At 36.3% G+C, this 12,315-nt stretch carries 10 protein-coding genes; 1 reads left to right on the top strand and 9 read right to left on the bottom strand.

The window, feature by feature from the left end; genetic code table 11:
- The first annotated feature begins 1 nt into the window (after window position 1).
- On the top strand, window positions 2-1,021 hold the full coding sequence (gene pelA, locus J2T03_RS04915; protein ID WP_307209777.1) for a pectate lyase: 1,020 nt from the start codon (window positions 2-4) through the stop codon (window positions 1,019-1,021).
- 69 nt (window positions 1,022-1,090) lie between these two features.
- On the opposite strand, the gene J2T03_RS04910 is transcribed toward pelA, so the two are convergent.
- From J2T03_RS04910 to J2T03_RS04870, 9 genes are all read right to left on the bottom strand, one after another.
- Window positions 1,091-2,209, bottom strand: a complete 1,119-nt coding sequence (locus J2T03_RS04910) for a pectate lyase family protein (RefSeq protein WP_307209776.1) — start codon at window positions 2,207-2,209, stop codon at window positions 1,091-1,093.
- A 246-nt stretch (window positions 2,210-2,455) separates the two neighbouring features.
- Complete coding sequence (locus J2T03_RS04905) at window positions 2,456-4,927, bottom strand: glycoside hydrolase family 95 protein (RefSeq protein ID WP_307209775.1); 2,472 nt, start codon at window positions 4,925-4,927, stop codon at window positions 2,456-2,458.
- Between the two features lie 19 nt (window positions 4,928-4,946).
- Window positions 4,947-5,849, bottom strand: coding sequence for an alpha/beta hydrolase (locus tag J2T03_RS04900; protein ID WP_307209774.1), 903 nt, complete (start codon window positions 5,847-5,849; stop codon window positions 4,947-4,949).
- A gap of 103 nt (window positions 5,850-5,952) precedes the next feature.
- Entirely contained in the window at window positions 5,953-6,294 is a 342-nt protein-coding gene (locus J2T03_RS04895) for a cupin domain-containing protein (RefSeq protein ID WP_306842024.1), read from the bottom strand.
- Window positions 6,295-6,438: 144 nt separating this feature from the next.
- Entirely contained in the window at window positions 6,439-7,173 is a 735-nt protein-coding gene (locus J2T03_RS04890; protein WP_307209773.1) for a rhamnogalacturonan acetylesterase, read from the bottom strand.
- A gap of 135 nt (window positions 7,174-7,308) precedes the next feature.
- The gene (locus J2T03_RS04885) at window positions 7,309-8,277 is read right to left on the bottom strand and encodes a pectinesterase family protein (protein WP_307209772.1); all 969 of its coding nucleotides are present in this window, start codon (window positions 8,275-8,277) and stop codon (window positions 7,309-7,311) included.
- Window positions 8,278-8,460: 183 nt separating this feature from the next.
- Window positions 8,461-9,378, bottom strand: coding sequence for an alpha/beta hydrolase (locus tag J2T03_RS04880; RefSeq protein ID WP_307209771.1), 918 nt, complete (start codon window positions 9,376-9,378; stop codon window positions 8,461-8,463).
- 206 nt (window positions 9,379-9,584) lie between these two features.
- On the bottom strand, window positions 9,585-11,252 hold the full coding sequence (locus tag J2T03_RS04875) for a glycoside hydrolase family 28 protein (RefSeq protein WP_307209770.1): 1,668 nt from the start codon (window positions 11,250-11,252) through the stop codon (window positions 9,585-9,587).
- Window position 11,253: 1 nt separating this feature from the next.
- Window positions 11,254-12,099: a rhamnogalacturonan acetylesterase gene (locus J2T03_RS04870; protein ID WP_307209769.1), complete on the bottom strand. Its 846-nt coding sequence runs from the start codon at window positions 12,097-12,099 to the stop codon at window positions 11,254-11,256.
- Window positions 12,100-12,315 lie beyond the last annotated feature (216 nt).

Raw genomic sequence — 12,315 nt, 5'->3', positions numbered from 1 at the left:
AATGAAACTAAATCTTTCAGTAGTTGTCTTTTCATTAACAACAGCTGTTTTTTCTGCTCAGGTCAAAGATACTTTAGCCGAAAAAATGCTGGTGTACCAACTTCCAATCGGCGGTTGGGGCAAACAGCTCGGTGATAAATCTGTAGTGAATTATAATTTACCGCTCGATAAGGATCTTTTGAAAAAGATAAAGGCAACGGGTGACGATCACGCAACGATTGATAACAACGCAACATCAAGGGAAATCAATGCTTTAATAAAGGCATATTCCAAGACAAAAAATCCAGAATATCTGAAATCTGCAGAGAAAGGAATTGGCTATCTTCTTTTGATGCAGTATAAAAACGGAGGTTTTCCACAATATTATCCGAATTCCGGATTATACAGAAAGCAGGTGACCTACAATGACAATGCAATGATTAACGCTTTAACAGTTTTATATAATGTGAGCGAAGGGAAAAATGATTTTGATGTTGTTGATTCTAAATTAAAAGAAAAATCAAGAATAGCCGTACAAAAAGGAATTGAATGCATTTTGAAAACCCAGATTTTGCAAAAAGGAATTCCGACAATCTGGGCTGATCAATACAACGAAACTACTCTTCAACCGGATAAAGCACGGGCCTTTGAACCTATTTCTCTGGCAACCGGCGAATCCGTGGGAATCGTACGATTTTTGATGTTGCAGCCTGTCACTCCCGAAATTGAAAAGTCAATAAAATCTGCTGTAAACTGGTTTAAGCAAAATAAAATTGAAGGATATAGCTACAATGTTTCAAAGATAAATGGAAAAGCTGTCCGGACTTTGGCTGAAGACAAAACTTCTGTAATCTGGGCAAGGTTTTATGATATTAACAGCAACAAACCTCTTTTCGGTGATCGTGATGGAAGTGTAAAATACGATTACAACGAGGTTTCTGAGGAAAGGAGAAACGGCTACAGCTGGTTTGGAGATTTTGCTGATAAGCTGATTAATAAAGAATATCCGAAATGGCTTGAGAAAAATAAAATTTCTGAATAATAATTTTTGATCTCTAAAGAAAGACTGAGAAATTCTCAGTCTTTCTTATTTCAATTTGTTTAATTACAATTATAATGAATTACAGATATTCCCTGTTAATGTAGCTCCCGCATTTGCTGTTACGTCAGACTTTACGGAAGATAAAGAAAGCGTCGGGATCGTATAAGGAGGAGTAAATGCCGTACCGCTTCCTGCCGTGTTTCCGGTAACGTTGGTAAATGTATTGTTGGAAGTAACGGTAACCGCTGTATAGCCGCTCATCAGGTTAATAGGCTCTTTTACATTCTCAAATACGTTTCCATCGACACGGATATTCGCCTGAAGCCCTGCTGCAATGCATTTGTTGCTTACAGAACTGTTGAAATAGCTGTTAACAATATGTATTTTACCAAATCTTACTCTCGGCATACGCTCTTTGCATCCCGGAGCCCACCAGCAGCGAACGAATGTTACATTCAGTTTTCCTGCATCGGCTGTTGCGCCGTCACTCGATCCGATAAGATTGGAAAATCTGTGGTCATCCGTTCCGCCTGAACCACCGGGTTTCGGAGCTTTCAGGTAATGGAATTTCGTGTAAGAAACCGTAACGAAATCCGATTTGTTTTTAATATCAAAATTCCCGTCCACACCGTCTCTGAATTCACAATGATCGATCCATACATTTCTACAGTCATCCAAAATGGCATTGTCCCAGCCGTCTGTATCATAAGCACCCGGACCTTCGAAAATCAGGTTTCTGATAACGATATTGTTGCATCTTTTAATATTGATAATTCCAGATCCGCTTGCTGTCTGATCCGTAGAAACCAACTTTGCACCGCTTGCTCCGTAAAGTGTTTTTCCCGTTTGATCCTGAAGTGAAAGACGGGCCGTAATGGTGATCGTTCCGGTCACTTTAATGACTTTTACCGCTGTGTTTTCGATCGCAGCTTTTAACTGCGCATAGGTTGTCACGGTAGTTTCTGCTGCTGTTCCCCCACCGGTTGTTCCTCCGTTTTGAGAAGCCCATCCCGGAGCTACACAGCTTGCTAAAGGAACTATGGCATTGGCGACGAGTTTGTTTCCAAGATTAAGTTCGTTTGGATTTTCCGTTAAATCTGTTTTAAGGTCTTCCTGCCTGCAACCAGTCAGGGCAAAAGTCGAGCTTAGAGCTACCGTAAGAAAGGCAGCTTTGAATGTTGTTTTCATAGTAATTGATTTATTGTTATTTGATTCGGTTATAAAATTATATATTTAATATTTTAATGTGTTATAATTTGATATATTAATATTTATATAATTATAATGTTATTTATATCATTAATTCAATCGGTTGCATTTTGTTATTAATTTAAAACATTTTAATTAACTGGCTTTTCCCCGCAGATTCCTGAATTATACAGATTATTTACTGAATTTGAAATCTGCAGGAAATTTTCTGTTTATTATTGATTATTATTTCGATTCAAAAATATAGGTTACTCCTTTTACAGTATCAAAATCAAAAACCTGCGTTTCAGGAATTGAGAAACCTTTTAATTCAGCTTTATCTGAAACTAATGGCGTTTTAATAGCATTCACCTGGTAATATGGATTTGAATTTTCCCCTGTTGCTGAGGTTAAACTGATCTTAGATTTAAGCTGAATATCTCTCGCGATTCTGATTCTCGCATTTCCTCCCAGAGCAGATTTTACAACCAGTTTCGTCAGTTTAGAATTTTTCCATTCTATATCAACTTCAAAACCACCTCTTGCTTTTAATCCTTTAACAAAACCGTTTGGAAGAGCATCTGGAAGTGCCGGTAAAATGTAAAGATAGCCGTCATAACTTTGGAGTAACATTTCTGCAATTCCGGAAGTACATCCAAAATTTCCATCGATTTGAAACGGAGGGTGTGCATCCAGAAGATTCGGATAAGTTCCTCCGGATTGATCTTTTGCATCCATAGAAACAGGAGATAATTGGTCTGAAATTAGTTTAAAAGCTTGGTTTCCATCCAATAACCTTGCCCACCAATTCACTTTCCAACCCATCGACCAGCCTGTAGATTTATCGCCACGATAAATCATTGAATTTTTTGCAGCTTCTGTTAAATCAGGATTTCTGAAAGGAGAAATCTGTCCCGAAGGAAAAAGTCCGTACAAATGTGAAATATGTCTGTGTTTATCATCGGTTCGGTCCATATCTTTAAGCCATTCCTGCAACTGGGCGTGTTGCCCGATCTGCATGGACGGAAGATTATTTAAAGCTGATTTTACTTCATCCGACAGGTTTTTATCTTCATTTAGAATTTTTGAAGCATTAATGAAATTATTAAAGACATCAAAAACCAACTGATTATCCATCGTTGTTCCGGCCGTAATTCCGACACTCTTCCTATATGTATTTTCAGGTGACATGGAAGGCGAAACGACCAGATATTTTTGGGAAGGATCTTGTTGTAAAATATCCAGATAAAATAAAGCCGAACCTTTTAAAGGCGGATAATATTTTTTCAAAAATTCTTTGTCTCCGGTATATAAATAATGATTCCAAAGGTGTTGTGTGAGCCAGGCACCGCCCATCGGCCACATTCCGTAGAATCCACCATCCACAATTCCTGTAATTCTCCAAAGATCGGTGTTGTGATGCATATTCCAGCCTCTTGCATGATACATTTCTTTAGCAGATTCCTGTCCGGTCACCGACAAATCCTGGATCATGTCCAACAACGGTTCATGCATTTCACTTAAATTCGTGCTTTCGGCAGGCCAATAGTTCATTTCTGTATTGATATTCACCGTGTATTTACTGTCCCAGGCAGGATTTAACTGATAATTCCAGATTCCCTGTAAATTGGCAGGCTGGGTTCCCGGCTGTGAAGATGAAATCAAAAGGTAACGGCCAAACTGGAAATATAAAGCCACTAAATCAGGGTCTTTTGAATGGGCAAATTCTTTAATTCTGACATCCGTTGTTTTTTTTGCCTGGCCTGTTGTCCCTAAATTTAGGCTTACCCGATTAAAATATTTCTGATATTTTTGAATATGAGCTTTTAATTCAGCATCATATTTTTTGCTTAAAGCTGATTTTAAATATTCCGAAACTTTTACATCAGGATTTCCCGAAATGTCATTGTATTTTTTGAAATTGGTAGCGATGGAGACATAAATGACCACTTCATCTGCTCCGGAAACATATAATTGATTTTCAATTGATGTTAACTTTCCACCTTTTAAAACAGGAAAAGCTACCATTTTGAAATTAATTTTCCCGATTTTATTGTCAACCGAACCGCTTGTTCCATTAATTACTAATTGATTTTTCTCCGTAAAAATTGATTTTGTCAAATGTGGGGTAGAAGCATTAATAGAGAAATTCAAACTTCCTTTTTTACTGGAAGATAATTTAATGACAGCTACATTACTGGCAAAAGAAGTGAATATTTCACGCTTAAAAGTTACGCCATTCACCTCGTAGGAAACTGTGCTGATGGCTTTTTCAATATCTAAAGTCCGGCTGTAATGTTGAAAATTTTCATGACCTTTAAAATCCAGAAACAAATCGCCCATCGTCTGATAAGGCATTCCGTAATTCAGATTTTTTGGTGCATTTCTCGGATATGTTTTATTGGAAAGGTTTTGCGCTTCTTCAAATTGACCTTGATCCAACAGTTTCCTGATTTTTTGAATACTGTCAAACGTATTTTTCGGAACATTATTTCCGGGTTCTCCTGCCCAGATTGTCTCTTCATTAAGCTGAAGATGTTCCTGTGAAACTCCGCCAAAAACCATTGCACCTAGTTTTCCGTTGCCTATTGGGAGTGCTTCATTCCAATTTTCTGCGGGTTTGTTGTAGGTAAGCTTTAAATTCTGTGCTTGAGCTACAACCGAAATCAAAGTTCCAAAAGCCAGTAAAAATATTTTATGTTGAATGATTTTTAGCATTTTTCATTTTATTAGGTGATTACTTATTACCGGTCGTTTTCAGCCAGTCTGAGCATAATTTTTTCCAGTTATCCGTCAGTTCGGTTTTATTCATAATTCCGATTTTATGTTCACCTTCAGGAAAAATGAACAACGCGCCTTTCACTTTATTTTTTATCATTGCCTGATAATACAGAATGCTGTTCATCACAGGGACTGTTTTATCATTTTGTGCATGAATCAACATTGTAGGCGGTGTTTTTTCTGTCACACGGTTTTGCATAGAATATTCGCGGATTTTTTCCGGAGAGGCACTTTCACCAAGCAAACTGTTGCGGCTTCCCATGTGTGCAAATTCGCCTAGATCGATTACTGGAGAAACCAGAATCGCAAAATTCGGAATAGTAGAAATATTCTCCCAATCGCCTTTTAATTCTGTATAATCTGTAGAAATGTTGCTTGCCATTGCAGCCAAATGTCCACCTGCAGAAGTTCCGATAACCCCAACCTGATCGGATGAAATACCATATTGTCCAGCATTTTTTCTAAGGTACTTTATAGCCGCCTGAACATCCTGCAACGGAGCAAGTTCTCTCTGGTTGACATCGGGCGAAATCGGTAGCCTGTAATTTAAAACAAAAGCAGATATTCCTAATGTATTAAACCATTTTGCAATTTGGAAGCCGTTCAGATCATAGGTAAGTTTGTAATATCCGCCACCGGGAATGATGATGATAGCCATCTGTTTTCTATCTTCCTTGGGAGGTAAAAATGCAAAAAGTTCCGTTTCCTTTATCTGTACAATTCTGCCGTCTATTTCCTCAGTTTTTAACTGCAACCCTTTGGAATTAGGCATCTGGCCTTTGGGCCAAAGGGTGATTTTTTCCTGTGCGGATAACTGAGCGAAAAGAAAAATTATTAAGATGAAAACAGATTTCTTCATGGCTGGTTAATTTTTAAATTACTGTAAAGTGTATTTTGCTAAACCTAACAGGTTTCAAAAAATCTGTTAGGTTTGAATAGTAAGTTTTAATAGAAGAAAGAAATTAATCTTTAAGAAAATCTTCCCTAAACGGCGTGAAAGCGTCAATCAGCTGCCCTTCTTCCAGACATTTTACACCATGAAAAATATTAGGCTGGGCAAAAAAACCGTCACCTTTCTGTAAAATTTTCACTTCATCATTCACTGTTACTTCAAATTCTCCCGAAGCAACATAAGTGATCTGCGAATGAAAATGCTGATGTAAAGCTCCGATCGCATCTTTTTCAAACTTTACGACCACCATCATCACTTGAGAATTGTACCCAACAAACTGTCTGGAAACTCCGCCTCCTAAATCTTCCCACCCGGAATTACCGTCGAAGAATGGTTCTTTTTTGAATTTCATATTTTCTGTTCTTTTATTTCATTTAATGATTGGAATTCTTTTTTATCAGAGTAATAAAAAAGAGTGTTTTTTCTTCCGCAGATTTCACAGATTATGCAGGTCTTTTTTTAATCTATGAAAATCCGTGTAATCTGTGAGAAATTATTATTTCGTATACTTCTCCAAGCCAATTTTCAAGCTCTTCAAATCTTTCAAAGCTAATTTTGCAACAGTTTCTGCACCTAATTTTGATAAATGCGTGTCATCAGCTTTTCCTTTTGGATAATATGGATTTTCACCTTCTACAAAATGAAGATGCAGTTTTTTAGAATTTTCCGGGCCATATGAAATTTCCATTTGCTCTGTCAATAACTGTAAATCCACAAACGGAACTTTCAGATCATTAGCAACCATTCTTACCATCAAAGGATATTCTTTATGAGTATCAACCAAAACGCCGTTTTCAGTGAAATTTCTTCTCACAATAGAAGTCATCAGAATCGGAGTTGCTCCTTTTGCTCTGGTTTCATTTACATATCTTTCCAAATTGGCTCTGTATTGAGTATACGGATTGGTAAATTTTGTAGAATCCTTCAATTTCTGATCATTATGACCGAATTGAATAACAACAAAATCTCCTTTTTTAAGTTGTTTTTCAACTTTATCCCATCTTCCTTCCGTTCTGAAACTTTTTGAGCTTCTCCCGTTCATCGCGTGATTCTGAACTTCAATTCCTGTTGTTAAAAATTGTGGTAAAACCTGTCCCCAGCCGTGTTCAGGGTTTTTATCGGGGTTTTCCTTATTTGCCATAGTGGAATCGCCGATTAAAAATAATGTTGGCTTTTGTGCAAATGTAAATATTGATAAAAAAACGGATGTTATTAAAAGAATTTTTTTCATTTTTAAATTACGTTTTATTGATATTTAAACTTTTAAGATGCTTCGACAAGCCCAGCATGACATAGCTACAGATCAAACGTCTAGTATTAGAACGGTCATGCTGAGCTTATCGAAGCATCTCAATTAATTATTTCATTATTTATTTGGATTCCAGTCATCAAAAATTTTCTCAATTGTATAATTTTTCAAGGCTTTTTTCGTCAATTGATACGACCAGCTTACACGTTTTGAAACATTTCCGCCTTCACCTTTACTCCCGAATTCTGCATAATAAGCGGTTTTTTCTTTATCAGGAAACATTTTATCACCTTTCCACGGATTCCAGCCTTCAGGAACAATATGTTTTCCCATTTCTGTATTAATGAAAACTGTCTTTGCATAAGGTCTCCAGGGTCTTCCCAAGTAGACTTTTGTGATGCCTTCTTTGGCGATTAATTTACAGTTGAAAAAGACAAAACCGTACTGCCTTCCGGCTTCCGTTGCGGCTGCGGTGATGTAAGAATCGGCTAAACTTTTAATGGTACAATTCTTAAAAATAACTGTTGCCTGACCGAAAATAAAATCTGTCGTCCCTTCAATATAACAGTTTTCAAAATATTGTCTGCTGTGATTGGTTGCAGAATAAATCGTATCCTGGCAACCCAGAATATTAGAATTTTTAATAATAAAACGGTCACCTTCAACATGAAGGGAAACCGCTTGTCCTTCATTGCATGAAGAGTTCTGAATCGTTACATTACTTATTTTTATATCATCACCCATTACCAACAAAGTGTAAGAATTGAAAGTTGTCATTTTTTCATTAAACGAATCCAGTTTTCCTGAAAAATCATTGTTGGTGATAATTGTAGTGTCTTTATTTTCGCCTTCTAACGTGATTTTATGTTTTGAAGAAGGGATTATAATTTTTTCGTTATAAGTTCCTGATTTAATAAAAATCAATGCTTCCGCAGGTCCTAAATCTCTTATAGAATTGATCGCTTTCTGAATGGATGTAAAATCTCCGCTTCCGTCTTTAGCCACGGTCATTTTAATATATGGATCATTTCCCGCAAAGAGAAACTGAGTAATCGAAATGAATAGAATTAAGAATAATTTTTTCATAAAATGATTTGTTATTTTTTGGCGCAAAGACTTATTTTACAAAACTTCTAATTTTTAGAAAACAAAGGCAAATAAAATTTGCCTTGCGAGGCTATGACAACAACTTCATAAATTCAATTTGTTGATTCATCTTTGCTTCTTAAAATACATATTGCATTAATTAAATCTTCGCGTTTAAAATCATTATTTTTTTTTCAAAACTTTGTTTAAAAAATCAACAGTATAATTCAGGGTTTCCGTAAACCAGGGATCTGCACTCCAAAATGAATGAGGAGAATCTTTAATTTCATGAAACTCAGTTAGAATATTATAGCTCTTCAGCTTCTTCATCATATCGTCCCGACCGGCATGGAAACGGGGTTGCGAACTGTTGATGAAAAGGGTAGGAGGGGTATTTTTATTGACAAATTCCAAGGGTGAAGCTTCTGTCCAGTTTTTTAAATTGACATTTCTGTCACCACCCAGCCAATAAGATGCATAAGTACTTTCTTCAGCTTCGGGATGAATAAACGAAACAATTCCGTCAATATTGATGATTGCCTTAATTTTATTCTTTGATCTTACACCAACTAAGGTTGCGATCTGAGCACCTGCAGATTCACCTAAAACTGCCATTTTATTTTGATCTAAAGAATATTTTTTTCTGTTTTTCCTTAACCAGTTAATAGCTTCCTGAATATCTTCAACTCCGGCGGGATATTTTGCAACATCAGCCAATCGATAACCGACTGCGATGGCGACATAGCCTTTTGAAGCCAATTCCATAGCCATGAACTTTTCATTTTCCTTGCTTCCTGAAATCCAGCCACCACCGTGAACCATTGCAATTCCGGGATACTTTTTGGATTTATCAAGAGGATAGTAGACATCTGCTTTTAAAGAAATTCCGTTGCTGTTTGCATATTCTATATCTTTATCAATTCCGATATTTTGCGGAACCGGCCGATCAATCGGAGTAATAAAAGTATGCTTTTTCTTTAGTTTTTCGTAGGTCGCTTCGTTGGTATAAGGAGTTGCATTCGGCCGTTGAATCTGGCCGAATGCTAATGTTCCTCCCATTAAAAAAATAGAAATATAAGTATGTTTTTTGTTAAAAATCATTCGCCTGTGGAATTTTTTTAATGCTGTTTGTTTATTTTAATATGTTGGAAAATTGCAAAGGCGCAAAGTAGAGTTACAATGTTTACGTTTTAAGGCTCAAGGATTTTATCTAAGATAAAATTTCACATTGCAAACTTTGCTGAAAATCTTTGATTTTCTTGTGCCTTAAAAAATCATTAAGATTAAAAATCTTTGCGATTTTCCAACTATTTAACTGAATTCTTAGCTACATCAGTTCCGATAGAAATTGCGTTTTTATCATTTGCAATTTCCCTTGGTAACAATACAGGTCCCGATTTATTTCCTAAAATCTTGATGAACGGCTTGTTTTGAGATTCAAATTTTACCGTCGCAAGGTTGATATTTTTACTGTTGTAAACTGTTGCTCCCATTCCTTCAGAATATTTCAGCTTCACATTTTTTAATTGTATTCCATCTGAATCTACGATGGTAAGAGCTTTTTTTGTGTCAAACTGTGAATCTTCAATCACAATATTTTTAAGATTCATTTCGGCTAAACCGAATAATGTGATTGCTTCATAAGAATTAACTGCATTGATGTTTTTAAAGAAAATATTCCTGAAAATCGGAGTTTCCTCTGTTACGGGATAAACCTTTTCCGGTGCTTTGTTACCTTCTTTTTTCTGTCCGTCTTCCAAAACCGGTGAAGCGCCTTCATAAAACATATTGAAGCCAATTACCTGTGTCGGAATATTAATCATATCGATGTTTTTTATGTAAATATTTTCAACGATTCCGCCTCTTCCACGGGTTGTTTTGAAACGTAAACCGATGTCTGTCCCGATAAAAGTACAGTCGGAAACGTGAATATTTCTGGCTCCTCCGGACATTTCACTTCCTATGACAAAACCTCCGTGACCGTGATACACGATATTGTTTTTAATAATTACATTTTCAGTCGGCATGTTTCTTTTTCTGCCGTCTTCATTTTTTCCTGATTTAATGCAAATCGCATCGTCACCAACGTCAAACGTATTATCGTAGATTAAAACGTTTTTACAGGATTCTAAATCTACACCATCGCCGTTTTGTGAAAACCAAGGATTTCTAACGGTAAGATTTCTTAAAATTACATTCGAACACATCAACGGATGAAGGTTCCAGGCGGGAGAATTCTGGAAAGTCGGACCATCCAGCAAAACCTTGTCACAACCTACCAAACTTACCATTACGGGACGAAGAAAATCTTTAACTGATTTTAGCTCTTCCTTGGAAATTTTATCAGGAACGTTGAAACTCGAACTGCTTTCAAATCCTTTCTTATAACTTTCTGAGGGGTACCAGGTTTTACCGTCTGAAGATAAAATTCCGCCGGATTTTACAATCTCTTTCCATTCAGATTCAGATACTTTACCTTTTTTAATGGCTCTCCAGGCATCACCGCTTCCGTCGATTACTCCTTTACCCGTGATGGCAATATTAGTTGCGTTTCTTGCAGAAATAGGTGATTGGCAACGGATTGTATTTAATCCTTCAAAGCTTACATCAACTAAAGGATAATCGTTTTTATCTTTACTAAATATGATAAATGCACCTTCTTCTATGTGAAGATTGATATTACTTTTCAATTCAATTGGTCCTGTTAACCACATTCCGCGGGGAACAATCAATTTTCCGCCCCCTTTTTTAGAAAGGTCATCGATTGCTTTTTTGAAAGCTTCTGTATTTTTTACATTTCCGCCCGCAACTCCGCCAAATTGTATGATGGAAACTGTGTTTGCAGGAAAAGAGGTTTCTACAACCTGAGGCATTTTAAACTCAATATTTTTGTAAATATCCAGGTTCTGTGCATATATTTGGCCTGAAAACATCATGGCTGCTACTAAACCGATAATTTTGAGAGACTTCTTCATTCTATTTTTTTTGAGTTTTAATTAATTTTTTAAATTCCTGATAAACAATTGACGCCACAACTTTTGCTCCTTCAGATTGGAAATGGGTGTTGTCCTTTTGACCTTTCGGATAGGCTTCATAGACATTCTCAGGAATATTCATGAAATAATGATTTGTGGTAAAATCCTGTCCTTTTTCCGTAAAATAGTCCATTGACAATTTATTTAAATCAATGTAGGGAACATTCATTTCTTTAGCAATATCAATCGGGGCCTGCCAATAATCTCCATGTACATTTTCGAGTTTTCCATCTTTCCAAGGATAATTTCTTGCAACTGGCGTTAATATAATAGGATTTCCACCTTTTTGTCTTGTTTGAGTTACAAATAGTCTTAAAAATTCTTTATATCCTTCAATATTTACATATCGTTCTGTGTGCTTTTCCGAACCGTCATTATGGCCAAACTGCATAAAAACATAATCATTTGGTTGCAAATGTTCATATACATATCTCCATCTTCCTTCCTGAAAAAAAGTTCGCGTGCTTCTTCCACCATGCGCTCTGTCAATAATTGCAACAGAATCTGTTGTAATTGCAGGTTTCAAAGAAGCCAAACTGTCTTTCATAAAAAATGCCTGAAATACCTGTCCCCAACCCGTAATCGGATAACGGACTTTCATATAGTCTTTTCCGGGCTCATAATTTCCAGTGTAGTCTGCCATTGTTGAATCTCCGATAAGGTAGATATGGGTGACTTTTTTATTGTGTTTTGCCGTTGCCTTTTGGGCATTGCTCTGTGATTGACATGCAGACAACAGCAAAACAACGAATAAAAATGAAACTATATTAAAGACTTTTTTGTTCATATTATATCTTGTTGTAAATCGCAAAGGCTCAAGATTTCTTTATTTTTAATCTGTTTTTAAGACGCAAGACACTTCGACAGGCTCAGTGTGACATCCCTGATACTAGCTGCTAGTTTGAACGCTATCATGCTGAGTTTGTAGAAGTATCAAGATGACAGACGTTTTACAGTATAAAATTTTATCGAAGATAAAATCCTTGCATCTAAAACATATGCC

This window comes from Chryseobacterium lathyri (assembly GCF_030812195.1).
In the GTDB taxonomy this organism is placed as follows: Bacteria; Bacteroidota; Bacteroidia; order Flavobacteriales; family Weeksellaceae; genus Chryseobacterium; species Chryseobacterium lathyri_A.
The sequence above is the reverse complement of the archived record's forward strand: the minus strand, read 5'-3'. Positions and strand labels throughout refer to the sequence as shown.